Origin of the sequence: Rhodococcus sp. H36-A4, from assembly GCF_027158005.1 — a bacterium.
Classification (GTDB): Bacteria; Actinomycetota; Actinomycetes; order Mycobacteriales; family Mycobacteriaceae; genus Rhodococcoides.
Window position 1 is genome coordinate 63,780 of the sequence record NZ_JAPVLQ010000007.1, and the last position, 26,544, is coordinate 90,323.

At 62.8% G+C, this 26,544-nt stretch carries 22 protein-coding genes; 7 read left to right on the forward strand and 15 right to left on the reverse strand.

Going from position 1 to position 26,544, the window contains the following annotated elements:
- Positions 1 to 37 precede the first annotated feature (37 nt).
- From O1W68_RS18915 to O1W68_RS18950, 8 genes are all read right to left on the reverse strand, one after another.
- The gene (locus O1W68_RS18915; protein WP_269306184.1) at positions 38 to 1,687 is read right to left on the reverse strand and encodes a PucR family transcriptional regulator; all 1,650 of its coding nucleotides are present in this window, start codon (positions 1,685 to 1,687) and stop codon (positions 38 to 40) included.
- Between the two features lie 26 nt (positions 1,688 to 1,713).
- Positions 1,714 to 2,886, reverse strand: a complete 1,173-nt coding sequence (locus O1W68_RS18920) for an XdhC family protein (protein ID WP_269306185.1) — start codon at positions 2,884 to 2,886, stop codon at positions 1,714 to 1,716.
- Positions 2,887 to 3,033: 147 nt separating this feature from the next.
- On the reverse strand, positions 3,034 to 4,428 hold the full coding sequence (locus O1W68_RS18925) for an amidase (RefSeq protein WP_269306186.1): 1,395 nt from the start codon (positions 4,426 to 4,428) through the stop codon (positions 3,034 to 3,036).
- Positions 4,429 to 4,475: 47 nt separating this feature from the next.
- Positions 4,476 to 6,194, reverse strand: a complete 1,719-nt coding sequence (locus O1W68_RS18930) for a PucR family transcriptional regulator (RefSeq protein ID WP_269306187.1) — start codon at positions 6,192 to 6,194, stop codon at positions 4,476 to 4,478.
- A 41-nt stretch (positions 6,195 to 6,235) separates the two neighbouring features.
- Positions 6,236 to 7,732 (reverse strand): amidase, encoded by a 1,497-nt coding sequence (locus O1W68_RS18935; RefSeq protein ID WP_269306189.1) that lies wholly within the window; start codon positions 7,730 to 7,732, stop codon positions 6,236 to 6,238.
- 96 nt (positions 7,733 to 7,828) lie between these two features.
- Positions 7,829 to 8,938 (reverse strand): ring-opening amidohydrolase, encoded by a 1,110-nt coding sequence (locus tag O1W68_RS18940; RefSeq protein ID WP_269306190.1) that lies wholly within the window; start codon positions 8,936 to 8,938, stop codon positions 7,829 to 7,831.
- Between the two features lie 142 nt (positions 8,939 to 9,080).
- Positions 9,081 to 10,619: a carboxyl transferase domain-containing protein gene (locus O1W68_RS18945; protein WP_269306192.1), complete on the reverse strand. Its 1,539-nt coding sequence runs from the start codon at positions 10,617 to 10,619 to the stop codon at positions 9,081 to 9,083.
- Positions 10,598 to 11,800 carry a CaiB/BaiF CoA transferase family protein gene (locus O1W68_RS18950; protein WP_269306194.1) on the reverse strand — a complete coding sequence of 401 codons (1,203 nt, stop codon included), beginning with the start codon at positions 11,798 to 11,800 and terminating at the stop codon, positions 10,598 to 10,600. The genes O1W68_RS18945 and O1W68_RS18950 overlap by 22 nt, the downstream gene beginning before the upstream one ends.
- A gap of 120 nt (positions 11,801 to 11,920) precedes the next feature.
- On the opposite strand from O1W68_RS18950, the gene upp reads away from it, so the two are divergent.
- A complete protein-coding gene (gene upp / locus O1W68_RS18955) occupies positions 11,921 to 12,544 on the forward strand; it encodes a uracil phosphoribosyltransferase (RefSeq protein WP_269306195.1) in 624 nt (207 codons plus the stop codon).
- A gap of 34 nt (positions 12,545 to 12,578) precedes the next feature.
- Here the strand turns inward: upp and O1W68_RS18960 are convergent, their stop codons facing one another.
- The 4 genes from O1W68_RS18960 to O1W68_RS18975 all read right to left on the reverse strand — a co-directional run bounded on the left by O1W68_RS18960 (position 12,579) and on the right by O1W68_RS18975 (position 16,996).
- Positions 12,579 to 13,961 carry an outer membrane protein assembly factor BamB family protein gene (locus O1W68_RS18960; protein WP_269306196.1) on the reverse strand — a complete coding sequence of 461 codons (1,383 nt, stop codon included), beginning with the start codon at positions 13,959 to 13,961 and terminating at the stop codon, positions 12,579 to 12,581.
- The gene (locus O1W68_RS18965; protein ID WP_269306198.1) at positions 13,958 to 15,133 is read right to left on the reverse strand and encodes a hypothetical protein; all 1,176 of its coding nucleotides are present in this window, start codon (positions 15,131 to 15,133) and stop codon (positions 13,958 to 13,960) included. The genes O1W68_RS18960 and O1W68_RS18965 overlap by 4 nt, the downstream gene beginning before the upstream one ends.
- Positions 15,134 to 15,293: 160 nt before the next feature.
- Positions 15,294 to 16,520 carry a globin domain-containing protein gene (locus tag O1W68_RS18970; RefSeq protein ID WP_269306200.1) on the reverse strand — a complete coding sequence of 409 codons (1,227 nt, stop codon included), beginning with the start codon at positions 16,518 to 16,520 and terminating at the stop codon, positions 15,294 to 15,296.
- A gap of 2 nt (positions 16,521 to 16,522) precedes the next feature.
- Positions 16,523 to 16,996: an RrF2 family transcriptional regulator gene (locus O1W68_RS18975; RefSeq protein WP_269306202.1), complete on the reverse strand. Its 474-nt coding sequence runs from the start codon at positions 16,994 to 16,996 to the stop codon at positions 16,523 to 16,525.
- Between the two features lie 156 nt (positions 16,997 to 17,152).
- Here O1W68_RS18975 and gdhA point away from each other — a divergent pair, with 156 nt between their 5' ends.
- Positions 17,153 to 18,496 carry an NADP-specific glutamate dehydrogenase gene (gene gdhA / locus O1W68_RS18980; protein ID WP_269306204.1) on the forward strand — a complete coding sequence of 448 codons (1,344 nt, stop codon included), beginning with the start codon at positions 17,153 to 17,155 and terminating at the stop codon, positions 18,494 to 18,496.
- A gap of 61 nt (positions 18,497 to 18,557) precedes the next feature.
- Here the strand turns inward: gdhA and O1W68_RS18985 are convergent, their stop codons facing one another.
- Entirely contained in the window at positions 18,558 to 20,183 is a 1,626-nt protein-coding gene (locus O1W68_RS18985; RefSeq protein ID WP_269306206.1) for a long-chain fatty acid--CoA ligase, read from the reverse strand.
- A 93-nt stretch (positions 20,184 to 20,276) separates the two neighbouring features.
- Positions 20,277 to 20,909, reverse strand: a complete 633-nt coding sequence (gene aztA, locus O1W68_RS18990) for a zinc ABC transporter ATP-binding protein AztA (protein ID WP_269306208.1) — start codon at positions 20,907 to 20,909, stop codon at positions 20,277 to 20,279.
- A 29-nt stretch (positions 20,910 to 20,938) separates the two neighbouring features.
- On the opposite strand from aztA, the gene aztB reads away from it, so the two are divergent.
- The 4 genes from aztB (at position 20,939) to aztD (ending at position 25,315) form a co-directional block, all read left to right on the forward strand.
- Positions 20,939 to 21,841, forward strand: a complete 903-nt coding sequence (gene aztB / locus O1W68_RS18995) for a zinc ABC transporter permease AztB (RefSeq protein WP_269306210.1) — start codon at positions 20,939 to 20,941, stop codon at positions 21,839 to 21,841.
- Complete coding sequence (locus O1W68_RS19000; protein ID WP_269306213.1) at positions 21,841 to 23,073, forward strand: WD40 repeat domain-containing protein; 1,233 nt, start codon at positions 21,841 to 21,843, stop codon at positions 23,071 to 23,073. The genes aztB and O1W68_RS19000 overlap by 1 nt, the downstream gene beginning before the upstream one ends.
- Positions 23,070 to 23,975 carry a zinc ABC transporter substrate-binding protein AztC gene (aztC, locus tag O1W68_RS19005; protein WP_269306214.1) on the forward strand — a complete coding sequence of 302 codons (906 nt, stop codon included), beginning with the start codon at positions 23,070 to 23,072 and terminating at the stop codon, positions 23,973 to 23,975. The genes O1W68_RS19000 and aztC overlap by 4 nt, the downstream gene beginning before the upstream one ends.
- A 101-nt stretch (positions 23,976 to 24,076) precedes the next feature.
- A complete protein-coding gene (gene aztD / locus O1W68_RS19010; protein WP_269306216.1) occupies positions 24,077 to 25,315 on the forward strand; it encodes a zinc metallochaperone AztD in 1,239 nt (412 codons plus the stop codon).
- A gap of 105 nt (positions 25,316 to 25,420) precedes the next feature.
- Here the strand turns inward: aztD and O1W68_RS19015 are convergent, their stop codons facing one another.
- Complete coding sequence (locus O1W68_RS19015; protein ID WP_269306219.1) at positions 25,421 to 25,696, reverse strand: hypothetical protein; 276 nt, start codon at positions 25,694 to 25,696, stop codon at positions 25,421 to 25,423.
- Positions 25,697 to 25,876: 180 nt separating this feature from the next.
- Between O1W68_RS19015 and O1W68_RS19020 the strand changes: the two genes are divergently transcribed.
- Positions 25,877 to 26,512, forward strand: coding sequence for a SanA/YdcF family protein (locus O1W68_RS19020; RefSeq protein WP_269306316.1), 636 nt, complete (start codon positions 25,877 to 25,879; stop codon positions 26,510 to 26,512).
- The last annotated feature ends 32 nt before the right edge of the window (positions 26,513 to 26,544 follow it).

Here is a 26,544-nt window from a genome sequence, read left to right on the forward strand (position 1 = left end):
ATGAGCGTAATCTGCCAATATTTCGATTGGATGACCGTCACATGTGCTGATCGATACCGCGCATTGCCATTATCTTGAGAGCCAAAGACAGGTCCAAACGTAAATCAGGGCGTTCGGTGAAAGGACCCAATATTTTCTCGAGCTTGACGACGCGATATCTCAGAGTGTTGTAGTGGAAGTGCAGATTTCGGGCAGTTTCGGCGATATTGATATTGGTGGCGAGCAACATTTCGAGTGTCTTTCGCATATCCTGCGCTTCCACTGTCTGCTCGGTCAGTTCGTGCAGAGTTTCTTTGGTGAACGAAGTGAGTTCATCATCATTCTCGACCAAGCTGAGTAAACGAAATACCCCCAGATCGTCGAATGCGGTGACGGCCCAGGTTCCGTAGATCTGACGGCCTACTTTCAGTGCGGTTCGGGCCTGACCGTAAATCCCCGGAATGTCCTCCACCGAAGTGCAGGGGCGTGAGATACCCACGGCGAAAGGCTGTCGGCCGCCTCCGCCGTCGCCGCGCACACTTTCGATGATGTCGCGGATCGCGTTCACCGTGTTCGGCCCGGCGCCCATCATGATGACGGTTTCGGTACCGAGTGCGGCAATTGCAGCGCTCGGATCCCGCTGCGCGAGCGCACCTGAAAAAGCCATCATCTGCCGGTCGACGAGCGGCATGCGGTCGGGTGCTTGCCGCGTGACATCGTCCCCAGGGGCGGGTTCGATGACGACGACGACCACAGGTCTGCCGATGTTCCAGCCGAAGCGTTGGGCGTGCGCCACCGCGTGTGCATGTTCCCCACCTCGGCCCAGCAGAAGATCACGTAAGAAATTGGCGCGGTGCTTTTCTTCTATCGTCGACAGGGCAAGGTCGCGGGTCACGGCGAGCGCGAACACTGCGGCCGCCGCGTCGACCGCGTACAGATCTTGCGTGGAGAGCTGTCGATGTCGGCTGAAGGCGGCGACCCGTCCGTGGTCGATGCCGTTCGCCGAAATCGCGCATACCGCGATCGCACCCTCATCCGTCGTGCGCAACCCGAGGCCGCCATCGGTCGAATCGGTCTTCAACCTTCCGGTGCCGTCGAGTGCCGAGCTGCGGCAGAGCGCCCGAACTTCCTCGTCGGAGCCTGCCGTCGCCAACCTTCTTCCGTCGGAGGTGGTCATCAACACCGCGAGATCGAGCTCCGCGGCTGCCGCCGAGGCCAACTCGGCCACCCCGCCTCCGGCAACCATCTTTGCCACCAACAGACGTCGCAGCCGCTCCGACCGGTACATCGCCCGTACCTGCTGCCTCGCCCGATCGCGCACGCCTCGCGCCAGGATGTGATCGAGTGCGAACGATTCCGACACTGCGATCAACGGCAATTCCAGTTCATCGGCAACGGCGCGGGTGTCGGCATCGATGGTGGTGCTGTCTTCGTCGAAGTGGATGACGATGCCGGCGACCCCGACAGAATGTGCGGCCGACACGAACGAAGACAGCGGTTCGGTCGACTGAGCGAGTGCGAATCCTGTTGTGAGAACAAGGTCGTGTGCACCGATCCAGAACCGAATGCCTTCGGGGTTTTCGATGAGGTTGAGGCGATCCACGACTCGACCGAGGCCCTCGCGCCCGGCGAGGACGACACTTTCGGACAGAAAGTCCGTGTGAAGAATGCTCTCCACCGTCGCACCCTCGGCTCCGCCGTCGGTCACCCGGTCGGCGATAGTGGAGGAGCGGGTCAGCAACGTGCGCCCGATCCGAGGTCTACCCGCTCGTCTACCGATGCCGACAGCGAGTTGCGTTCGCGATGAATCGGTCCGTGAAGCGTGCGCAGTTCGAGGCCGGTGGCGTTGCGAGAGGTCTTGAGAACCTCCGCCATGATCGACACTGCGGTTTCGGCAGGGTTGCGGGCGCCGAGATCGAGGCCGATGGGCGAGTGCAGCCGGTTCAGCTCGGCCTCGGTCACTCCCCGGCCGCGGAGAAGGTCGACGCGGCGGTCGTGGGTGGCACGGCTTCCGAGCGCGCCGATGTACACCGCAGTGGTTCGCAGCGCATGTTCGAGCAGCGGGATGTCGAACTTTTCGTCGTGGGTCAACACGGTGATCACGGTGCGCTCGTCCACGGCAGCGGTTTCGAGGAACTTGTGTGGCCACGCGACCACGACTTCGTCGGCATCCGGGAACCTCGCGCGCGTCGCGAACACTGCGCGGGCGTCGATGACCGTGACGTGGAAGCCGGCGAACTTCCCGAGTCGACACATCGCCGCGGCGAAGTCGATCGCTCCGAAGATGTACATCCTCGGGGGCGGTCCGAACAGCTCGACCATTACCTCGAGCGGGCGATCCTGTTCGCTGCCGCCGTGTGCGAGGACTGCGAGCCCGGACTCGCCTGCCTGCACGAGGTCACGGACCTTGTTCCTGAACGACTCGTCACCGTCGAGAACCTCTGCGAGGCCCGGTCCTGCAGATTCGTCCCAGGTGCGGTCCTCACTGACCACGGCATGCCGAGTCGGCATACCGACATCAAGGTCGGTCAGCACCGCCACGGACGTACCCTCGGCGATCAGCCGCGCTACTTCGGCGAACTCTGCACATGAGTGTCCGCTGATCAGCCGAAGGAATACTTCGATGGTGCCGCCGCAGGTCAGTCCCACGCCGATCGCATCGTCGTCGGCGACGAAGTAGGTCTCGGTTCTGGCAAGTCCATCGGCCAGCACTTCCTGGGCGAGTTCGTACAACGCGCCCTCGATGCAGCCGCCGGACACACTGCCGACGACGTCGCCGGACTTCGAGACGGCCATCGCAGCGCCCGCAGGTCTGGGGGAGGACTGCCATGTGCGCACAACCGTCGCGAGAGCGAACGGTTCGTGGCGTTCGAGCCAAGGGGCTAGATCGTCGAGAAGATCTCGCATGGCGTCGCTCTCCTTTCAGGAGTGAAGTGATGGTCATCACGTTAGCGTCCAGACGTCCGGTTACCAGCGACAGAGTTCGCCCAAATAATGTAGAAGTGATTGTCGGAACTCGCCATCGCGGCAGGAACTGTCCGGTGCCGACAGCTGCTATCGCCGAGTCTGCCGCATACACAGCGCTGCCGCAGCGAGAGCGTTGTGCTCCTGCCACGGGCGGGCCACGATCTGCACTCCGATGGGAAGCCCGGATTCAGAGGTCGCAACCGGTACGACCACGGACGGCAGGCCTAGGATGCTGATTGCTCGGCTGCTGGCCAGCGCTTCGGACCACGACAGCACCGTGCCCTCGACGTCGAATCGCGTTTCACCGATGGGCGGTGCCACGATCGACGCGACGGGAAGAATCAGTACATCGCCCATCGTGGACAGAAGTTCGTGCCGCAGGACGCTGCGCTCCGCCCACAGTGCCTCGGCGTCGGTGCGGGGGGTGGCCCGGACCGCTGCGAGAATTCCTTGAATGTTCGAGCCGAATCCAGTGGCAGGCCCGTACTGCAGGATGTCCGTCTGAGTTTCGGCGGATCGCATCCGCGTGAAAAGATCGTTCGCCTGCCGCAACGCCGCGCCCGAGTAAGGCTGCATCGACTTCACCGAAGTTGCCAACCGCTCGGCCGATTCTGCGACGGCTGCGACAATATCTGCAGACACAGGGACGGTGCCTTCGCCTGCGGCCCAGCGGACGTCGAGCTCATCGAGATGCACGCCGACCGGATCCACCCATCGATATTCGGGCGAGGACAGGACGCGCAGCATCAAAGTCAGATCGTCGAGATTTCTCGACATCGGACCGATCGTCTGCACGCTGCCGTGCATGGTGGCTGCGTTCGTCAGCACTCGCTCATCGACCATGACACCGGGATACTGGCCGTCGGGGGAGATGCGACCATTCGTGGGCCGTATCGAACACAGGCCCGTGCAGTGCGCGGGCCATCTGACCGAGCCGCCGAAATCGGTGCCGAGTCCGACAACGCTCATTCCTGAGGCGATCGCGGACGCTTCACCACCGCTGGAACCACCGGGGGAGCGGTCGATTCCGTCCGGCGACAAAGGATTCAAGGTATATCCGAAGAGGTCGTTGTGGGTGAGTCCGCTGGCACCGAACTCCGGGGTGTTGGTCTTCCCGATCAGTACGGCGCCTTCGGCACGCATCCGGGCGACTGCCGGTGCGTCGACGCGAGGTACGTTGTCCGCCAATGCCGTCGAGCCTGCTGTTGTTCTGACGCCGGCTGTGGCGATCAAGTCCTTGACTGTGAACGGGACGCCGGCGAGGGCCCCGACGGATTCACCGCGTGCCAGGCGCGCATCGATCTCGTCTGCAGCCTGCCTGGCTGACTCGGTGGCGACCGTGACGATCGCGTTGAGTCGCGGGTTCGCCCGATCGATGTGAGAGAGGTGCTGCTCGATCACCTCGCGGGCAGACATCGAGCGAGAAGACACGGCCTCGGCGACCGAGCGAGCATCGGCACCGATCGAATTACCTTGTAACACAGGACAAACTCCTCAGCTGCTCGGTCGACTCGACATGGATCACCGCGTTACAAGCCCTTCATCTCCACTACCCGCAGCGCCAGGGCGACATCCAAACGCAGGATCGGGTCCGTCGTGAAATGACCGAGGATGCTTTCCAGTTTTCCGATTCGATAGCGCAGCGTGTTGTAGTGGAAATGCAGGACGCGCGCTGTTTCGGCGACGTTGCAGTTCGTATCCAGCAACGCCTGCAGGGTTTGACGCAGATCGATTGCTTCGGCATCCTCTCCCGACAGCGAACCGAGCACCTCGGTCGCGAAGGCCTGCAGCTCGTCGCCGTCGTCGACGAGGGAAAGCAGCCGGTGCACCCCGAGGCTGTCGAAATGTGCCACCGAACCTGCACCGTTCATGCGGCGACCGACCATGACAGCCTTGCGCGCTTGATCGTAGGCCCGCGGAATGTCGGCCACGGAGTCGATGACGCGACTGACTCCGGTTCCGAACGAATTTCTGCCGCCACCACTGTCGCCCGCGACGGAAGCGATCAGATCCTCGACGACCGCGCGCGCATCCCCTTGCCCTGCGGGCATCAGCGTCACCACTTCGTGGCTGAACCCGACGACCGGAGCGAACCGGTCGCGGCGGCGCACAACCTGTTGCCAAGCAGCGGTGAGCCGCTCGTGCGGCATCCGCCCGACGACCGGTGGTTGAACCGATTGTCCTGCACTCGCTTCCGCTACCTGGTCGAGCTGCGCCACGATGACGACCATGCTTCGATTCACATCCCAATCGAGCTGGGAGCAGTACTCGATGATCTGATCGGTGGGCTCGGATGCACCGTTGAGGACATCGCGCAAAAAGTCACCGCGGAACTTCGATTCCACGGCAGACACCGCGAGCTTCTTCGTCACTGCCAACGCGACAACGGTCGCAGCGCGCTCGAGTGCCTGTATGGTCACCGGTCCGAGACCGCCTGACCGTGCAACCGCAACGATGAGGCCGTGATCGGTGCCGCCGGCATTGATCGGTGCCACCGCAATCTGACCGGAGGCCATTCCGGGTGCCGGTTGAAGACCCTGGTGGAGACGTTCGGTATGTAGTCGGCCGGAGGGATCGAACAACGGCAACTTCTCGAGTGCTTCGAGGTCTGCGCTCGCTCCCGCTGTGGCCTGCACTCTCCCGTCGGGGGAGCAGATGACGACAGCAGTCTCGAACAGGGTCGCCACTTCGTCGGCGATCTGGGGTAGATCGCCGCCTTCGAGGACGATCGTGGTCAAGGCGCGGTGCATGCGGTCGGCGACATCGAGTGCCCACGCCTGGCTGTCGACCAGGTGGGTGTACACCTCGGACATCACCTCGTCGAAGCCGATGTCCCGGGGGATGAGGAACAGCGGAAAGGCGAGTCGATCGGCCGCGTCGATCATCGCTGCGGGGACGTCGCCGAAGTATCTGCCCTCCTTGACACCGAGCGCCGCGGCGCCGCGTTCGGAGAGACCTTCGACGAGTTCGACCAGTGAATGAGCGTCGAACGGGCGACCGGAGTCCGCGTGTCGCAGGGGAAAGCCGGTGGTGACCAACAGTTCGTTCGGCTTGACCCACGGCAGGATGTCCGGCACCTCGATGACGTTGACCCGTCGAACGACCTTCTCGAGACCGCCCTTGCCCGCGATCAACTTCGAGCCGGTCAGGCTGGGAAGCGCAAGAAGTTCTTCCACCGTCAACGCGTAGCTTGCCGGAGTCGACAAAGCCCGTGTCCGCGGAGTGAGATCGCCGACAGTTTCATTCATTGTTCGACTTTACCTGTCCGCCGTTAGGCCAGCAGTGGGGGTCAGTTCGTCCGAAGCGCGGGAGGAAGGACGCTCCGGACCCACTGAGTTGCCTGTTCGTAGGCGTAAGCGAGCTGCAAGACCGCCCGGTCAGCGCCATGGCGTCCGATGATCTGGACTCCCATCGGAAGGCCGCGCTGATCGAACCCGACCGGCATCGCGGCGACGGGAACGCCGGTCATCGTCCACGGAACGACGGTCTCCATCCACCGGTGGTAGGTATCCATCCGGCGTCCGGCGATGCTCTCCGGCCAATGCGTGTCCTTGTCGAACGGAAATACCTGTGCGCTCGGCGCAAGAATGAAGTCGTATGTCTCGAACATTTTCGTCAGCGCCGTCTGCCAGCTGTTGCGAGCCGCTGCCGCCTTTGTGACGTCGAGCGCAGTGAGCGTTACGGCGTTTTCCATTTCCCACAGCATCTCGGGCTTCATCAGGGCGCGGGTCCGTGGGTCGTCGTACAGATCGACCATTCCAAGCTGCGCCCACCACCGCCACTTCAGAAACAACTGCCAGATGTCCTCCGGCTTGTAGTCCGGCAGGGCGCTCTCCACAGTGCAGCCGATCTGTCGGAACGTTTCGAACGAGGATTCGCACAGGTCGAGGACGCCGGGTTCGGTCGCCAGATAGCCGTCCCAGTCGCCGACCCAGGCGATGCGCGCCCCACGGAAGTTGCGTTCGAGGCTACGAGTGAAGATCTCGGGATCCTCGTCGATTCCCAACGGAGCGTTGGCATCCGGTCCCGCCATAGTGGAAAGAAGGTGTGCGACGTCGGCGACGGATCGCCCCATCGGTCCGGAAACGGCACCTTGAGCTATGAAGCCGGTTTCTGGAATTCGTCCCCAGGACGGCCGGAAGCCGACGACATTGTTGAAGGCGGCCGGATTGCGCAAGGAACCCATGTAGTCGGTGCCATCGGCCACGGGCAGCATGCGAAGCGCCAACGACACAGCCGCTCCACCACTACTGCCGCCGGCAGTGCGTGAGGTGTCGTACGGCGATACGGTCGTACCCCACACCGGGTTGTACGTTTGCGAGCCGAATCCGAACTCGGGTGTATTGGTCTTGCCGACGATGATGGCGCCCGCCGACTTGATTCGCTTGACGAACAGGTCGTCGGTGTCGGCGATCCGGTCCGCGAAGATGGGTGACCCGGAGGTGAACGGCAAACCCTCGACCGCCGAAAGATCCTTGACCGCATGCGGAAACCCGTGCATCCACCCGAGGTAATGCCCGTCCGCCAGCTGACGATCCCGCACCTTCGCCTCGTCGAGCAATTCCTCGCGGTCCCGCAACGCGATGATCGCGTTGACAGTTCCGTTGTGCAGTTCGATGTGGTCGAGGTAGGTGGTCATGGTTTCGACACACGACACCTCGCGGCGCTTGATCATGCCGCTGAGCTCGAGCGCATCGCGCATCACGAGTTCGTTCGGAGCACTGCTCGGGCCGGCGTACGCGACGGTTGCATCGCCCTCGTCGACGGGTTCGATGGCGTGTGCCATGCGCGTTCCTTTCAACTGGACGAAGACTGTGGGGACGATGCCGCGCCGAAGCCTGGATGTGCGGCTTCGGCGCGGCGCCGATGGAACGGGGTGTTGCTACTGGCCGAGATCGACGATGGCGGCAACGGGGCCGCCACCCTCTGGGCCCTGGTGTGCAGCCGAGACCGATACGAACACGGCCGGGTCGCCGGTCACGGACGCGGCGACGCCGCCCACGCACGCCTTGATCTGACGATGCCAATGCACGTCCGAGTCATCGAGCATTGCGTTGCGTCGCCCACGGACCATTCCGTCCTGGCTTGCTTCGCATTTGAGGAAGACGTTGACGAGCTTGCCGTCCAGGTCGCTGGTGCGCGGGCGCTCGGGGAGTTCGAGACCGGCGTCGCGGATCGCATTCCAGATGCCGTCCTGATCGAGTGCATCTTTCATGACGCTGTGACCGATGCGGTAACGGCCACCGACGCCGCGTGCGTTGCCGACGACGACGATCTGAGCGCGGTCGAGCTCGACGCCCGAGGAGCAAGAAGCGACTGCGGAGTACAGTTCACGGCTGTGCATGACGTCCTCGTCGGTCGGCATGTCGATTTCGCCGAGGGCGACTGCAATCCCCAGTGCCGTGCCTCCGTTCGACAGGTCCATCGACTCGTGAGTCTGCTCGGTCCAGACGGTCTTGCCACGGCTCTTGGCATCACGGATGGTGTGAATGGTCAGCAGCGGTGTCTTGGTCTGTACGTAGTGCACGTCCGCGGGATCGGTGATGCCGGCGTTGGCCATGGCATCCTTCACTGCCGCAGCGACTTTGGTGATCATCGCGGTGCGGCCGATGTCCTCGGGCATCAGCTGCTCGCTCATGGCGACGCCGACAGTCAGGCGTGGCTCGTCGGTCTTGACGGCCTTCTCTGCAGGCACGGTCGCGAAGATCGTCGCGTGCGGGCTGATGACGCCATCTGTTCCACCGGACCAGACGATCGGCACCTCGCCGACGTCATGGGCGCTACGGGTTCCCTTCGCAGACAGCACCTCGCGGAAAGCGCGGTCGGCGATGATGCGTGTGTAGTCGTTGACGCCACCGTTGCCCTCGGTCTTGCCGATGATTGCGATAACACGGTCGGCGTCGAGCACTCCGTCGTCGACGAGCTTGGCCAGCTCGCTAGCATCGGACACGTTGTGCAGCGGGACCTTGCGAACCTCGATTGCTTCGGGCACTGAAATCTCCTCTATTGGGGAACTGTGGGTACTGCAGAGTCAGCCGGTAGCCACACGGTGCGGCACCCTCACTCTTGTGACGCTACTTACAGGCCGGGGTACCTGCACTGGCAAGGATTGCCCAAACCGGCAGGGTTTTTCGTTATTTCGATACACCCAAGCTGCGATAGCGGCTCAGGCGAGACGCCACCAGATCCTTCGGATCGGCCGCCAGCAATTGGGCTAGCTCATGTTCGAGCACTTCGCCGAGCCGAGACAGGAACTCCGCGGGCTCATCGGCGGCGTCCGGACGCTCGGCCACGATTCGGTCGACGACCCCGTTTCTGAGCAGGTCGAGGCTGCGCACACCCTGTGCATCCGCCATCTCGGCGGCGCGATCAGTGGTGTGGAACCTGATCGCGGACGCTCCCTCCGGTGGCAAAGGGGACAGCCAGGCGTGCTGTGCACAGAGCACTCGATCGGCAGGGAGCAGAGCGAGCGCGCCGCCACCTCCGCCTTGGCCCAGGAGCAGGCAGATCGTCGGCGCCGTCAGGGTGGTCAGTTCGACCAGGCAGCGGGCAATTTCACCGGCCAGACCGCCCTCCTCCGCCTCCTTGCTCAGCGCAGCGCCCGCGGTGTCGATGACAGTGACCAGCGGCAACCGAAGTTCCTCCGCCAGTCGCATCCCGCGACGCGCTTCCCGCAACCCTGCGGGCCCGAGCGGCAGATCTGCAAAAGTGCGGTCCTGGCCCAGCAGCACGCAGGCCGAGGCACCGAATTTGGCCAGTGCCAAGAACAACCCTGGTTCCCATTCGCCTGCACCGGTTCCCTGCAGCGGCGTGACGGTGTTCGCCGCGGCCTTCACCAGTCGCCGGACCCCTGGCCTGTCCGAGCGTCGTGACCGACCGATCGACTCCCAAGCGGGAACATCGTCCAAACTTTCGAGCGGCACGTTCGGTACCGGCGGCGGTGGCTCATGGGGAGCGCACAAGACCGCAAGTGCTGCGATCGCAACCTCGCGCAACTTCTCCGGGGCCACCACTGCGTCGACCAGACCATGGGCGGCCAGATTCTCCGCCGTCTGCACGCCGGCAGGAAAGTCCTCGCCGTACAACGCCTTGTAGACGCGCGGGCCGAGGAACCCGACAAGTGCACCCGGCTCGGCGGCAGTCACGTGCCCCAACGAACCCCAAGAGGCAAACGCTCCACCCGTCGTCGGATGGCGAAGATAGACGGCGTAGGCGAGGCCCGCCGACTTGTGCGCTGCGACTGCAGCCGAAATCTTGACCATCTGCATAAAGGCGACAGCGCCCTCCTGCATGCGAGTACCCCCCGAGGTAGGTACCGCCAACAGCGGCAAACTCTCGGCGGTGGCACGCTCGATCGCCAGAACCAATCGCTCCGCCGCCGCGACCCCGATCGAGCCCGCCAGAAACTTGAACTCGCACATGACGATTGCGACTCGGCGGCCATCGAGTAACGCCTCGCCGGTGAGTACGGCCTCGTCCAGCCCGGTACTCGTCCGGGCCGCATCCAGTTCGTCGAGATAGCTCTGCTCCGGTGGTCCGTGCACGCCTATCGGGGCCAGTGGCTCACTGTCCCATCTGAAGAAGCTCTCGTTGTCGACGACCATTTCGACGAGTTCGAGTGCCCCGAGCCGGGGCGGCGCACCCGCGCGAGTCATCGGGCTGTCTCGAGCCATGCGCGAATGGAGTCACCGTGTTGATCGAGGGTAGGCGGCGCAGCGTGGGTTTCGCGCATACCGGCACCGTCACAGTCGTCGTCGAAGCGTAGAGGCGGTCCAGGCAGGCTGATCGTGCCCAAGGCGGAATGGTCGACGTCGATCAGCAGCCCCTGCGAGCGCGTCTGTTCCCAGGTGTAGACCTCTGCTAGATCGCGGACCCTGCCGGCTGGAACGCCGAGATCATTCAATACTCCGAGCAGCTTGTCGCTGGGCCATTCACCGAACTTCTCCTCGACCGCGGCGATGACCGCATCCCGGTCGGCGACCCGTTGCGGATTGGTAGCCCACTCCGGCCGGTCGAGTCCGAACTCGGGTGCGAAGCGGCGCCACAAACCTTCACTGCCCACCGCGATCTGGACCGGACCCTCGGCCGAGTGGAACAGCCCGTACGGGCAGATCGACGGATGATGCCCACCGGTCGGGCGAGGCACCTCACCGGCAACGGTGTAGCGAGTGCCCTGAAACGCGTGTACCCCGACGATGGAGGCCAACAGACTGGTGCGTACCACCCGGCCGCGGCCCGTGGTGTTGCGCTCGTGCAGTGCAGCGACCACGCCGTAGGCGCCGTTCATTCCTGCCAGCAGGTCCCCGATCGGGACGCCCACCCGTGTCGGCTCTTCTCGTGACGGCCCGGTCAACGACATCAACCCGGCTTCACCCTGAGCGATCTGGTCGTACCCGGGTCGAGCACCTTCGGGTCCGTCGTGACCGAATCCGGTGATCGAGAGCACCACCAGACGTGGGTTGAGTTCGAGCAGCTTCTCCATGCTGAATCCGAGACGATCGAGTACCCCTGGCCGAAAGTTTTCGACGAGTACGTCCGCACGACCGATCAACTCGGTCAGCGTCTCGCGGCCATCGTCGGCCTTGAGGTCGAGAGCAATGGACTCCTTGTTGCGGTTGCAGGACAAGAAGTACGTCGAATGCCGTTCACCGTCTTCGTCCGGAACGAACGGCGGACCCCAGCTTCGGGTGTCGTCACCGCCGGTGGGTGACTCGACCTTGATCACGCGCGCACCGAGATCGCCCAGCATCATCGCTGCATGCGGTCCGGCCAATGCGCGGGAAAGATCGACGACGAGACAATCACTCAATGGACCGACGGAGTTCACGGGCCCAACGGAATCAGGAGGTGTCATAGGTCACGAGTCAACGTGCATGCCGTCGGGAAGTCCCTGGCAAATGTTGCCGACACTGGGCGGGCTGCTCGGCACATTTTCGCTTGCGAACCCGCAGCAGGGACCCCTTAGTCTTCGACCATGGACATGCATGTGGTCGACCATCCGCTCGCGGCAACACTTCTGACGACGATGCGTGACGTGCGCAGTGACAACGCGTCCTTTCGGTCCGCCTTGCGGAAACTGACCCACATGTTGGTGTACGAGGCGATGCGCGATGCCAAGGTGGAGCAGTTCGAGGTGAACACTCCTGTTGCACCTACTGCCGGAGTACGGCTCGCGCATCCGCCACTGCTGGTACCGGTCCTGCGTGCCGGACTCGGGATGGTCGAGCAGGCGAGCGCTCTGATCCCGCAGTCAGGGGTCGGCTTCGTCGGAATGGCGCGAGACGAGCAGACCCTCGAGCCGGTGCCGTACCTCGAGTCGTTGCCCGTCGATCTGTCCGATACCCCGGTGTTCGTTCTGGATCCGATGGTGGCCACCGGCGGGTCGATGTTGCGCACGATCGAACTGTTGGTCGCGCGCGGAGCCACCGATGTAGCCGTCGTATGCGTGGTGATTACTCCGGAAGGCGTTGCAGCATTGAGGAGTTCGACTTTTCCGATACGGCTGGTGACGGCGAGTATCGACAAAGGGCTCGACGAGGATGCCATAGTGGTACCCGGACTCGGCGACGCAGGGGACCGTCAGTTCGGCCCGCGCTGACGAACCCTCGTATCTCTCCGGTGTATCGCGGCCATCACGGCAACGGTTTCAGCTGCGCCAGAGTCGAACTCGACTGAAGTACGTACCTCCCGTCGCCGCCTTCGACATAGGTGTCCATCGATGACGACGACCCGGGCAGCATCTTGGCGTACTCGGCCGACCACAGCTCTTCGCCGGTCCGAACGTCGACAGCGGCTAGCAACCCCTCCGTGGAGGTGAGCACCGTGTCACCGTCGCGCGCGATGATCGACCACGATTGGTCGGAATGCCACAGTTGTTGCCCCGAACGTAGGTCGATCGCTGTCGTGCTCTGATCGAACCGCAACAGCCCGACGTCTCCGACTACCGCATTCAACGTTCCCAGAGTTCTCGCTTCGTTCCACTCGTCCGCCGGTCTGTCGAAGACGAGTTGATCGCTGCGCCAGCGCTGTTCACCGCTCACGCGGTCGAACGCAGTATCACCCAGGACGAAGGGAATCGAAGAATCCGTCGGCTCGTCGATGGACAAGTAGTGCTCGGCTGCACTCGACGAGGTGGCCAGGGGATCACCGGTGCGCGTGAATGCGATCGTTCCGGTGACATCGGAGGATCGCGAGTCGCAATCGTAAGTGGAACCGATGGCGATGTCACCCGAAGTTCGGTACTGCGCGATGAGGCAGTCACCGAGGACATCCGACGACCACACCGGGACACCCGTCTCAGCGTCGAACGTGGTGAAGCTTCCGCCGAGATCGAAGTGTGCGAGATCTGAACCGATCATCAGTTGGTCTGCGTACTGGTCTTCCCAGCCGCCCGAGACGTCGAGTGGAACAGTCCAGTCGGCGTCGTAGTCGTCCAGGGTTCCGCGGTGGAGCTGAACCTCGCCGCCTTCGAGATCGCCTTCGGCGACGTAGATTCGATCGTTCGCGACGGTGGTTGCAAAGATATCCGGTGCACTGTCGAAGTGCCGAGACTCACCGGTCTCGATATCGAACGTGACCAGTCCGGGTGCCTCACCGTACGAGGGTGAGTGGCACACGAGTTGCCCGCCCAGGGGTGTCTCGGCGCATGCCGCGAGATCACGCGCAGGGCTTGTCCATTTCACGTCGCCGGTATCGGCATCGACGCCGACCATGACTGCGTCGGAGTTAGGGGAGTCTCCATCGGGTACAACCGCAAGAGTGAGCAGGATGTTTTCGGCACGAATGGCGCCCGCGCCCCACGGATACTCCGATCCGGTTCGGGGGTCTGCATAACTCGCACCCTCGAGACCGCTCTCGGATACCTCTGTGGCCCAGGCTAACCCAGGCGCGCCGGGGGTGGAATCGGTGATGCGCTTGGTCGTCGTCGTGCGATCCTGTGTCAGCGTCACGGTTGCCGCCGACACCGTGAGGACAGCCGCGGCTCCAGCGATCATCAGTCGAGTGCGAGGCTTCATGACAGGTCCAATCTCGGGGTCGACGCCAGTTGCTCCAAGACTGCTGTATCCCAGGGTGTTTCCGTCGCGATCGTGACTGTAAGTCCCGATGGGGTCGGTACCGAGACCGACGTGCCGCTCGTGTACCGACCTGGATCGGGTTGCGCCGTGTCGCCGATGGTGATGGTCAACTGTCCTGCGGCACTGTTCACTACCTGGCACAATGCACCGCCCCCGTGGTGGGTACGCAACGATCCGAGAGACGGCGATGGGGCCAGTGATTCGGTGTTCGCTTGCCGTAGAGCAGCATTCAATGCAGAGATATCCGGGGCGGTGAACGATCCAGTGGTGTCGGAGAAAGCCGAGGATCCGCAGTCCGCCGAGTTTCCCGGAGTACCGGCCGGAGGAGCACTCGAGGTGATGAACGCTGGGTCGGTCGCGATATCGGCGAGAATGTCGAGCGGAATCGGAAGATCCTCCTGCTGACCGGGCGCGGAGAGATACACAGCGATCCACGAACCATCGGTACGGTACGCGAATGCACTGCGCTCGGAGGTTCGCTCGCCGTTGACTTCCTGCCAGGTGTCATGAGTGTCGACGACAGTCCCGTCGGGCATGGTTCTTCGCTCGTCGAGATTTCCGGCGACACAGGGCGGTACCGAGCCTGTGCTCTGTGAGACTCCGACGCTGAGGTAGCCCGACCGGTTGTTCCGCGAGATGGAAGCCGTGGCGTTCGTCGAGTCGACGACCTCTTCTTCGGCTGCCCCTTCGCGTTCCGGAATCGGGTCGAAGTAGGGGATCACCCCGTCATCGAACTCGGTGTCGCCGGGCAGTACTCGGACCAATGCCTCGGACATCAGGTGTGCCTTGGGTCCGCTGAACCATGGGGCCGCAGGGTTGTCGTAGCTCTGCACCGAGGAGACAAACAGGCTCGAGTACAGGGTCTCTTCGGGTTCGTCCACAGCGGTGCATCCCGGAATCACTTGCGGGTAATCGACTTCGGGGGTGACGAGCACGTACTCCTCCGGTGTGGGAGGCGGAGTCACCGTCGAGGTGACGGGCTGCACCGTCAACTCCGGTTCCTCGGGTGTCGCGGTGAGACCGGCGACGACGATCCCCGTTGCGATGATCGAGGTGACTACCAGAACCATCATCAGTGTGCTGTGCCGATCCGGCGCCGCGTGCTCGTCCATGGTTCTCGTTCCAACTCGACATATCGTTGGCGGCGGTCGCCGTGATGTCCACAAAATACCATTTGCCTTGGTAACGAGAGGTGCGGCGCGGGTGCATGGGTGAGCCGGTGAGGTCGGCTGTCGTTCGCCCCGACCTCACCGGCGAGAATACTTCTACTACTTACGCGGTGCGCTGAATCCCCATGCTGTCCGGACCGAAGACCTCGAAGTGAATGTTCTCGGTCGCCACGTTCTTGTCCATCAATGCGTTCCGAATTTCGAGCATGAAGGGCAACGGTCCGCAGACGTACGCGTGTGCGTCGGGTGCGACGTCGATGTTGTTCAGCTGCGCGCGGCCCATGCTGATCGAATCGTTGGAAGGACGCGCACCGAGGTTCTCGTACCAACGGTGCAGGGTCGCCGAGGGGATGCGATCGACGAGGTGACCCAATTCGGCGCGGTGGGCATGATCGCTCTGGGTCCGGTCGGCATGCAGCACCGAGATGGAGCGCGTGTCATTGTTTTCGGCCAGGTAGTTCAACATGCCGATCATAGGAGTGCAGCCGATTCCCGCCGACACGAGCAGCAGCGGTGCATCGTCGTCCGTGAGCATCAAGTCACCGAACGGTGTGGTCACATCGAGAATGTCACCCTCGAAGACGTTGTTGAACAGGTAGTTCGACACTTCACCGGCAGCTACTTCCGAACCGTCTGCGGATACCTTCGCAGGGATGCGCTTGACGGTGATCCGCCAGTCAGCGTCCGCTGGAGCCGAGGACAGGCTGTACTGCCGAATCTGGCGCGCCCCGTCCTCGAGGTGAACCGCGACGGAAAGATACTGGCCCGGAATGAAACTCGGTAGCGGGTCGCCATCGAGGGAGGCGAGCACGAACGAGACGGTATCTGCCGATTCGAAGCGTCGGTCGAGCACGCGGACCTGCCGCCACACATTACCGATCTCGACGCCCGCGCTCTTGTACAAGCCGGCCTCCATCGAGATCAGCATGTCGGCCATCATCCAATAGACCTCCGTCCACGCAGCCGCAACCTCTGGTGTGACAGCGCTTCCCAGTTCCGTGGCGATCGCGGCAAACAGGTACTCGTAAACGACCTGGTATTGCGCCGGTTCGATGCCCAAAGAGGCGTGCTTGTGGGCAATACGGGAAAGGATCATGTCCACCCGATCCTGGTCCTCTTCCAGCTGCAAGGACGCGAATGCGGCGATTGCACCCGCCAATGCTTTCTGCTGCTCGCCCTGCTTCTGGTTACCGCGGTTGAACAGATTTCGTTCCAAATCGGGGTGATCGATGAACATGGTGCGGTAGAACGTCGTCGTGATGTCACCGATGGCAGCACCGACGACTGGGAGCGTGGCCCGGATGACCTCTTTGGATTCTGTGGAAAGCATGTCTATTCCCCGATCATTGTTTTCACTGTTGGCGACCTGCTGGGCATCGCAGGAAGTGTGAGCAGGACCCCGCGCGTCGGTTGGCTGATGACGTCTTCGATGAGGAGCTCGTCCAAAGAGGCGAAGAACGCTTCTCGTGCGCGCCGCAGTGCCGGCCGCAAAAGGCAGCTGGCTCGTAGCGGGCACGGGTTCGATCCATCACACTCGATGACCTCCGACTCGCCTTCCAGACGGCGTGCGAGCCAGCCGATCGATGCAGTTCTACCGAGCTCGGTGATAGCCAAACCACCACCGCGACCGCGGCGAGCATCGACAATTCCGAGCTCCGACAGACGAGCGATCACCTTGGCAGCATGGGTGTACGAGATCGCCAATTGCTCGGCAATGTCCTTGCTGCCTGGGCGATCTCCAGGCTGTTCGACGGCCAGGCGCATAACGATTCTCAGGCCGAGATCGGTGAACCGGGTCAACTGCATGTCTCGACAATATTTCAATATGCATTTGAGATACCAATTATGTGAGCCACGAGACACTATCTGCCCGTCGGGATGCTGGAAGGTAGCCGGGATCATCACGGGACAGGTCTGGTTGTTACCGTCATGTTTCGTATTTCTCACCCAGGAGGCAAGTGCGTGTCCACGCGTGACCAGATCGAAACGATTTATGAGCAAGTCCTGAAGCGCAACGCCGGCGAGCCCGAGTTTCATCAGGCGGCCGCCGAGGTGTTCGACTCGCTCAAGGTCGTCATCGATCGCCGCCCGGAATACGCCGAAGCCGGACTCATCGAGCGCCTGTGTGAGCCGGAACGGCAGATCATCTTCAGGGTTCCTTGGGTAGACGACTCCGGATCGGTACATGTCAACCGTGGATTCCGCGTGCAGTACAACAGCGCGCTCGGACCCTACAAGGGCGGCTTGCGCTTCCATTCCACCGTCAACCTGGGGATCGTCAAGTTTCTGGGATTCGAACAGATCTTCAAGAACGCCCTCACCGGCCTTCCCATCGGTGGCGGCAAGGGCGGTTCGGACTTCGACCCCAAGGGGCGGTCCGAAGCCGAGGTGATGCGGTTCTGCCAGTCGTTCATGACCGAGTTGCATCGCCACATCGGCGAATACACCGACGTTCCTGCCGGGGACATCGGCGTCGGAGGCCGCGAGATCGGTTATCTGTTCGGCCAGTACAAGCGGCTGACCAACTCGTACGAATCAGCGGTGCTCACCGGCAAGGGAACCTCCTGGGGCGGTTCCCAGGTGCGGCGTGAAGCAACCGGGTACGGCGTCGCGTACTTCGTCGCCGACATGCTCAAAGCGCTCGGGACTTCCCTCGACGGCAAGACTGCCGTCGTGTCCGGTTCCGGGAACGTCGCGGTCTATGCGATCGAGAAGGTTCACCAACTCGGCGGCAAAGTCGTCGCGTGTTCGGACTCCTCCGGCTACATCGTCGATCCCAACGGCATCGACCTCGAGCTTCTCAAGGAAATCAAAGAGGTGCGACGCGAACGTATAGGCACCTACTGCGACACCGTCGCGGGAGCGACGTTCACCGAGGCGGGGTCGATCTGGGACGTGCCCTGCGATGTCGCCATGCCGTCGGCAACTCAGAACGAACTCGACGCCGACGCGGCGAAGATCCTGGTCGCAAACGGGGTCAAGGTGGTGGCCGAAGGCGCCAACATGCCCACCACACCCGCAGCGGCTCAGATTTTTCGCGACGCATCCGTCGCCTTCGCGCCGGGCAAAGCTGCCAATGCGGGCGGCGTCGCTACCTCGGCTCTCGAAATGCAACAGAACGCATCCCGTGACTCGTGGAGCTTCGAATACACCGACGAGCGACTCGCGGCGATCATGCGCGGCATCCATCATCGGACGATTGCCACCGCGGAGGAGTACGGCAAGCCCGGCGACTACGTGCACGGTGCAAATATTGCAGGCTTCATCAAAGTCGCCGACGCGATGATCGCGCTTGGAATCGTCTGATCCTTTTTCAAGGGTCGTAGAGCGATCTGCCGTCGTGACGAAAGATCGCTCTACGACGCCCCTACGACAGCTCCACGACGTCGAGCTTGCCGTCGGCGTGATTGCTGCGCAGCCGCTTCTTGTCGTACTTCCCGACGCTCGTCTTGGGTACTTCCTCGATGAATGTCCAGCGTTCCGGCAGCTGCCAGTGGGCGACCCGGCTGGAGAGGAACTCACGTAGTTCCTCGGCGGTCACTTTGTCGCCGTCGCGCACGACGACGGCAACCAGCGGACGCTCGTCCCACTTCTGATCCGGAACACCGATGACTGCTGCCTCGCGCACAGCGGGGTGTTCCATTACCTGGTTCTCCAACTCGACCGAGGAGATCCATTCGCCACCGGACTTGATGATGTCCTTCGATCGGTCCGTCAGCCGCAGGAATCCACCCGAAGAGATGGTGCCGACGTCGCCCGTCCTGAGCCAGCCGTCATCGAACTTGTCGGCAGCATCGCCGCGGTAGTAACTGCCCGTGATCCATGGACCGCGAACCTCGAGTTCGCCGACCTGCTTGCCGTCCCACGGCAGTTCGTTGCCGGCGTCGTCGACGAGTCGGGCGCGGACAGCGGCCACGAATCGACCTTGTGTGCAACGAAGATCGAACTCGTCCTCGGGGGAGAGTCCGGCGTCGGGCCGGCCGGAGGTGCCGAGCGGAGAGGTTTCGGTCATGCCCCAGGCCTGGGTGATGTGAACGCCGTACTCGTCGTGGAATGCACGCATCAGGCTCGGTGGGCATGCGCTCCCACCGACCACCACGTCGCGCAGGCTCGACAGATCGGTGGGGTGCTCGGTCAGGTAGGAGTGGAGTGCCTGCCAGATCGTCGGAACGGCGGCGGCGGCGGTGGGGCGCAGGGTGGAAATCATTTCGGCCAGAGGCGCAGGCTGTAGATACTTGTCCGGCATGATCAGCGAGGCACCGACCATCAGTGCGGCGTAGGGGAGTCCCCAGGACATGGCGTGGAACATCGGGACGATCGCAAGTACCTTGTCGGACTGTGCAATTGCCATGGCGTCGGTCATGCATGCCTGCATCGAATGCAGCCAAATCGAGCGATGCGAATACACGACTCCCTTGGGGTCTCCGGTGGTTCCAGAGGTGTAACACATTGCTGCGGCGGATCGTTCGTCGAGTTCGGGCCAATCGAACTCTTCGGGGTGTCCCGACAGGAAGTCTTCGTAACCGAGCACTGTCATGCTCGCCGGTGCCTGCACGGCCGACGCGTCTGCACCGACGACGATCAGGTGGCGCACGGTCGACATCGTGGGAAGCAGCGGCGTGAGCAGTGGTAACAGGCTCGCGTCGGCGATGATGACCTGATCTTCAGCGTGTTCGGCGATAAAGGTGAGCTGCTCCGGGAACAGTCTGATGTTGAGAGTGTGCAGCACCGCGCCCATGGCGGGCACCGCCATGTACGCCTCCATGTGCGCGGCGTTGTTCCACATGAACGTTGCCACGCGCTGGTCGCCGTCTATGCCGATGGCACGAAGCGCGTGTGCGAGTTGTGCTGCGCGCCTACCCAAATCGCCGAAAGTGACCGTCGTCGGGCCGTTGTCACTCCAGGTGGTGACCTCGGCGGCAGAGTGAATCGTGGTGCCGAACCGAACGAGTTGACCGATCGACAGCGGGGTGTCCTGCATGGTGCTCTTCACGAAATTTTTCACTCCTCGGGTCTCGAACGACGACACCGCGGTATGTGCCGTGCATCACAGTATGCACAGTCCTGACTTCGTCGGCCGAACCAGCTACGAGTTCAGGATCTCGCCCCGCCCGAGCATGATCGTCGCGTGGGCGCGTCGGGCGTCGTCCGCGTCATGCGTGGCCATCACGACGATGGCTCCCCGTGCTGCTTCGTCGTCGATGACGCCGTCGATGATCTCGCGGGCCTCCATGTCGAGACCGGTGGTGGGTTCATCCAGGAGGACGAGATCGCCGCACTCGACGAGCGACTGGGCGAGGAGAGCGCGCTGACGCTGGCCACCGGAGAGAGTCGACAGTCTGCGTGAATGCAGTTCGGTGAGTCTTAAGCGTGCGATAGCGGCGTCGACGGACTTCCTGTCGGCCGAACCGGCCCGACCGAGAATGCCGCGCCGCGGCCAGGTGCCCATCTCGATCACCTCACGCACACTGACGGGCATGCGATCGTTGACACCACTGCGTTGCGGGACGTAGCTGACGTGTCGTCGGCCGATGTTCACCGTTCCAGAAGTGGGGCGAACGATGCCGGCGAGTGCCTGCAGGAGCGTCGATTTTCCGGAGCCGTTGTGTCCGACGAGGGCGGTGACGGTGCCTGGCACGAAGCTTGCGCTTACATCCGTCAATGCAATGGTCGATCCATATGCAACGGACAGGGATTGCACCGACACCGATTCGCTCATGACAACCATTGTCACATAGTATCCTCGCCGTGGACTGGTTACTAGACCCCCTGGCGGTTTCTTTCGTGCAGCGTGCCCTTTTTGCCGGAATGTTTGTGTCGATCCTGTGCGCACTCGTCGGCACCTGGGTCGTGTTGCGCGGCATGGCATTTCTCAGCGATGCGATCTCGCACGGAATGCTGCCCGGCGTTGCAATCGCCTATTTGATGAGCGCAAATCTGATGGTCGGTGCCGCCGCGAGCGCAGTGGTGATGATCGCGGGAGTGGCATGGGTGTCGCGCAACTCGTCCCTATCGGAGGACACCGGCATCGGACTGCTCTTCGTCGGCATGCTCGCACTCGGGGTCGTCATCGTCTCGCGGGCGCGGTCCTTCGCCGTCGATCTGACGGCCTTCCTGTTCGGCGACGTGCTCTCCGCGACGTATACGGACTTGGTGTTCCTCGCGTTCGCCGCCGTGGTCGCGTTGGCGGTGTCCGTCGTCGCCTATCGACCCTTCGTCGCGCTCGTCTTCGACGAACGTAAAGCGCAGACGTTCGGCTTCAGACCCCGCCTGACGCACGTGGTTTTGCTGGCGCTCGTCGTGCTGGCAGTCGTGGCATCGTTCCGCATCGTCGGGACGCTGCTCGTGTTCGGCTTGCTCGTCGCACCATCGGCAACCGCGTACCTATTCGGCCGCCCGATCGTGCAGTCGATGATTATCGCCACGCTGCTCGGGTGGTCGGCCACAGTGATCGGTCTCGTTGTGTCGTGGAACGCGAACACCGCAGCGGGCGCGACCATTGCCGGTCTGGCGGTGCTGCAGTTCTTCGTGATCGCGACCGTGAAATCGAGTCGGGAAGCTTTGAGAGCCAAGCGGGCGGAGGCGCAGCAGATGGGGCCGACCGACGTCACTCGACCCGGGAATCGTAAATGCTTCAGTGAGGAGTTTTGATGTATGTACCGAAATTGATCATGACCGTCGGTGTATTCACAGTGGCGATTGCAGGATGTAGCAGCGCCGAATCCGCGACAGAAGTCCCCGCCGAATCGACGGCCGGTGCTGCACGCACCGGGAGTGACCTCGCCGCGGAGGCTGGATCGACGGAGGTCGAGGGCCCGGAACCGCGGCTGGTGATCGCGGACGCCGACTCCGGACGGATCGAGGTCATCGACCTGACGACCGACGAATCCGTCGGTTCTTTCGACGTCGGGAATCCAGCCCAGCTGACCACGGTGAACGGCCGCTACATCGTCGCGGTCGATGGCGAGGGCGGACGCGTCGACTTCCTCGACCCGGGTTCGTGGACCATCGAGCACGGCGACCACTCTCATTCGTACATCAAGAACCCGGCCACGATCGGATCGCTCGAGGGCGAGGATCCCAACTACATCGTCACGGGTGATCGCAAGGTGGCGGTCTTCTACGACGGCACGGGAACGGCAGACGTCGTCGACTTCGACACGCTGAGCAAGGGTGAGGTGACCGTGGCCACCACGATCGATGCTCTCGCACCCCACCGCGGCATCGCCGTCCCTGTGTCCGATCAGTACGTCGTATCGCGAGGGGGTGACGAGGACGATGTGCCGAACACACTCGAATTGCACAACGAGGCAGGCGAACTGGTGCGTACTCTCGATGGGGCATGCCCCGAGATGCACGGCGCGGCTGTGTTCTCGCGTTACTTCGTGCTCGCGTGCGACGATGGCGTACTGAAGGTCGAGGACGATTTCACTACGGCCAAGCTGCCCTATCCGACGGTCGGAAATCGGGCATGGTCGTTCGACCATCAAGGCAAGGGAGCAATCGTCTCCGCGGCCACCGCCGAGGGAGTGCTCGCACTCGACACCCGCTCGGGCCGTTGGGTCGAGGCGAAAACCGCAGACGAGACACTCGCATCCGGCGTGTCAGGTGACGGGAAGACCATCTTCTCGCTGCAGACGGATGGCACCTTCCGCACATTCGACGGGGTGACCGGCGCGGAACTGTCGTCGACGCCGGTGCTGTCCGCGCGGTACGACGAAGACGGCCCGGTGCCGTCGGTGCAGGTCGGCGGCAACAGGGTGTACGTCTCCGACCCAGTAACAGACACTGTCGTCGAGATCGACTACCGCGACGCAGGGCGTATTTCCCGCACCCTCGATCTCGGCTTCTCGCCTGCATCGGTCGGCGTGGTCGGCGCATGAAATATATAGTGCTGCTGGCTATTTCGCTTGTTTTACTCTTGACGGCGTGCTCGGACGCGGGTACTTCCGACAAGCCGACCGTGGTGGTCACGACGAACATTCTCGGTGACATCACGTCGAACGTAGTCGGCGAGCAGGCAGACGTACTGGTATTGATGCCGCCCAATTCGGATCCGCACTCGTTCGAAATCTCGGCGGCGGAGGCCGCTCAGGTCGAGTCGGCTGAGCTGTTGATAGCCAATGGCCTCGGGTTGGAGGGCGGTGTTGCAAACACAATCGAGGCCGCACGCTCAGAGGGCGTGGACGTCGTCGAAGCAGGGCCCGCCGCCGACCCCATCGCGTACGTGACCGGGCAGTCGGCGGGAGTGCAAGACCCACATGTCTGGACCGACCCGAACCGAATGCGCGCTGTGGTCGACTTGATCCGCGATGCGGTGAAGGAGTCGGTAGCGGGGGTGGATAAGTCCGCAATCGATTCTGCTGCTGCGCAATACGGCGCGCAGCTCGTCGAACTCGATAAGCGTATGGGTGAACGATTCGGAATGATCGCACCGGACAAGCGCACATTGGTGACCAACCATCACGTGTTCGGCTACCTCGCCGATCGATACGACTTCGAGATCATCGGAGCGATCATTCCGAGTGGCACGACACTGGCCTCGCCCAGTGCATCGGACCTCTCCGACCTGGCCGGGACAGTACGTGCAGCAGGGGTGAGAACGATATTCGTCGACTCCTCGCAGCCCGACCGGTTGGCGCAGGTTATGGCATCGGAGGCCGGCGTGGACATCGGCGTGGTCGAGCTGTACACCGAATCGTTGGGTGACGAGAACTCCGAGGCGTCGACGTACCTGGACATGATGGAGTACAACTCGACGATGGTCGCATCCGGCCTGTCGTAGTGCACTTACGGAATCGAAGCAGACCAAAACTGTTGCAACACTTGGACTGTCTCAATTAATGGTTTTGACAATCATTTCCAACAAGCGGTATATTTCCGTTCATGAAAATCATTCGTTCGTATCGCAACCTCGGCGCGGTAGTCGCGCTGAGTACTTCGGTCGCGCTTCTCGCGGCCTGCTCGTCCGAAGCCGGCACGGAAGCGGAGTCTGTCGAAACCACTGCCGAAACGGCTGCTGCGCAGTCTCATTCGGAGCCGCAACCGCGGCTGGCCACCAGCTACGACGGCGGCGTACTGATCCTCGACGCCGCAACGCTCGAGACGGTCGAGGACATCTCCGGCATCGAAGGTTTCACTCGGCTCAACCCCGCCGGTGACGGACGGCACCTCTTCGTAAGCGGCTCAGGCGCTTTCACCGCCCTCGACGCCAGTACTTGGACCGATAGTTCGCAGTCGTATACGTCCACTCCTGCGTTGACCGACATCGAGTTCGACGCAACCACCCCGGGGCACGTCGTGCGACACGACGGCAAGACGGTGCTCTTCGATGACGGTACCGGCAAGGTCGAGATGTTCGAGTCGGCCGCGCTGCTCAAAGGCAGCAAGCCCGAAGTCGAGAGCTATACGACGCCGGAGGCTCATCATGGTGTCGCAGTGGCGCTCTCGGATGGCTCGCTGCTCACCACCATCGGAAATGAAGACGAGCGCACGGGCATCGTCGTGCTCGATGCCGATCGCAAGGAGATCGCCCGGAACGAGGAATGCCCGGGCGTGCACGGTGAAGCTGTTGCCGCTGATGAGACCGTAGTCGTGGGATGCGAGGATGGCGTGCTCATCTACCGTGACGGCGAGATTCGCAAGGTGCAGAGTCCGGACGCCTACGGCCGGATCGGAAATCAGGCCGGCGACGAGGACTCGCGGATCCTGCTCGGTGACTACAAGAGTGATCCTGATGCCGAGCTGGAGCGTCCGACCCGCGTGTCGTTGACCGATACCGCCACGGGTGAGCTCACGCTGGTAGACCTCGGCACCAGCTACACGTTCCGTTCGCTCGGCCGCGGACCGGACGGGGACGCGATCGTGCTCGGCACCGACGGAGCGCTCCACATCATCGACGTCGACACGAAGGCCGTCGCCGAGACGATACCGGTCGTCGATGCCTGGGAAGAGCCCGTCAAGTGGCAGGAACCGCGTCCGGCGTTGTTCGTGCAGGGCGGCACCGCATACGTGTCGGATCCTGCCGGCAACTCGGTTCACGCGGTAGATCTGGCAACCGGCGAAGTTTCGACCTCCGGCGAACTGGCCCACACGCCCATCGAGCTGACAGGTGTCACCGGATAGTAAAAACCCGCACCGAGATGTCGATGACTCCGGGCTCGTTCTTTCCCGGCGTCGGCCCGCTCGGAGTTGTAGGTGCAGACGGTTGGGCCGGAACTTCGCTGAGCGCTAAGGCCGATCGAGGTAGAACTCCGCGATCTCGGTGGCGACGGCTGCCACCGCCGAAGCGAGATCGGGTTCCATGTCGAGTGCTTTTGCCAGTTCGGCGCCTCGGAGATCGCGGGTTCGCAGGAGCTCCCAGGCCTGCTCGACGGCACGTACCGAGGTCGCGAAGTCGAGTTCTGGGCGGTTCGAGCGCAGCGCCGTTGCTGCCCAATCTGCATCGAACGTTCCACGGGGAGGTCCGAACACTCGCTCGCCGGAGGTGTAGCTCTTCGGTTCCATGTACGCCGATGGTAGCGACATTCGCGCCACGCCGGATCTCCCGTTATTCGGACAGAAGCGTGCCGATCCTCGCAAGGTAGGTTGGCTGTCGTATACGTGAGACATCACATGCACGGTGACGATCGGAGTCGGGTGAGTAGGGCGAACAACGAACGTCGATCGAAAACGTTTCGCCGCACGATGATTCGTGCGGTCGGCGCAGCGATCGGAGTGGTCCTCGCGATAGTCCTGGCATCGGCGGCCTGGGTCGCCGTGGTGTCGTCCGGTCGTGTTCACGACGTTGCGGACGCACCCGACGCGCCGGTGGTCATCGTGCTCGGCTCGCAAGTTCGAGATGGCAAGCCGATGAAGTTTCTCTCCGGCCGGCTCGATGCCGCCATCGAGGTATACGACTCCGGGAGAGCACAGGCGATTCTGGTGTCCGGCGACGCACATGGCCGCTCGGGCAACGAGATCGCGGCGATGACAGAGTATCTCGTCGACGCCGGAGTCGATCGCGACAAGATCGTCGGCGACGACTACGGTCTTGATACTTTCGACACCTGCGCCCGTGCATCGGACACGTTCGGCGTGAGTAAGGCACTGATCGTAAGCCAGGGTCTGCACGTGTCACGTGCCGTCGCACTGTGCCGCGACGCAGGCATCGATGCGCACGGGATCGATGCCGAGTGCGAATGCAACTGGCTGGCGGTTGTGAGGAACTATGCGCGCGAGTGGTTGGCTCGCCCCAAAGCGGTACTCGACCTACTCTCCGGCCGTCCGCCCGCCGTCGTCACGCCCCCGGACGGAACGCTTACCGCAGTGTCCAGGGGCTGACGGACGCGAGTGCCAGTTCGACGATGTCGTAA

Coding starts and splice junctions, on each gene's coding strand:
- O1W68_RS18920 (WP_269306185.1), bottom strand. CDS start 2,886: ATGCGAGATCTTCTCGACGATCTAGCCCCTTGGCTCGAACGCCACGAA.
- O1W68_RS18930 (WP_269306187.1), bottom strand. CDS start 6,194: ATGAATGAAACTGTCGGCGATCTCACTCCGCGGACACGGGCTTTGTCG.
- O1W68_RS18935 (WP_269306189.1), bottom strand. CDS start 7,732: ATGGCACACGCCATCGAACCCGTCGACGAGGGCGATGCAACCGTCGCG.
- O1W68_RS18945 (WP_269306192.1), bottom strand. CDS start 10,619: ATGGCTCGAGACAGCCCGATGACTCGCGCGGGTGCGCCGCCCCGGCTC.
- O1W68_RS18950 (WP_269306194.1), bottom strand. CDS start 11,800: ATGACACCTCCTGATTCCGTTGGGCCCGTGAACTCCGTCGGTCCATTG.
- upp (WP_269306195.1), top strand. CDS start 11,921: ATGGACATGCATGTGGTCGACCATCCGCTCGCGGCAACACTTCTGACG.
- O1W68_RS18960 (WP_269306196.1), bottom strand. CDS start 13,961: ATGAAGCCTCGCACTCGACTGATGATCGCTGGAGCCGCGGCTGTCCTC.
- O1W68_RS18965 (WP_269306198.1), bottom strand. CDS start 15,133: ATGGACGAGCACGCGGCGCCGGATCGGCACAGCACACTGATGATGGTT.
- O1W68_RS18970 (WP_269306200.1), bottom strand. CDS start 16,520: ATGCTTTCCACAGAATCCAAAGAGGTCATCCGGGCCACGCTCCCAGTC.
- O1W68_RS18975 (WP_269306202.1), bottom strand. CDS start 16,996: ATGCAGTTGACCCGGTTCACCGATCTCGGCCTGAGAATCGTTATGCGC.
- aztA (WP_269306208.1), bottom strand. CDS start 20,909: ATGAGCGAATCGGTGTCGGTGCAATCCCTGTCCGTTGCATATGGATCG.
- O1W68_RS19000 (WP_269306213.1), top strand. CDS start 21,841: ATGTATGTACCGAAATTGATCATGACCGTCGGTGTATTCACAGTGGCG.
- aztC (WP_269306214.1), top strand. CDS start 23,070: ATGAAATATATAGTGCTGCTGGCTATTTCGCTTGTTTTACTCTTGACG.
- aztD (WP_269306216.1), top strand. CDS start 24,077: ATGAAAATCATTCGTTCGTATCGCAACCTCGGCGCGGTAGTCGCGCTG.
- O1W68_RS19015 (WP_269306219.1), bottom strand. CDS start 25,696: ATGGAACCGAAGAGCTACACCTCCGGCGAGCGAGTGTTCGGACCTCCC.
- O1W68_RS19020 (WP_269306316.1), top strand. CDS start 25,877: ATGATTCGTGCGGTCGGCGCAGCGATCGGAGTGGTCCTCGCGATAGTC.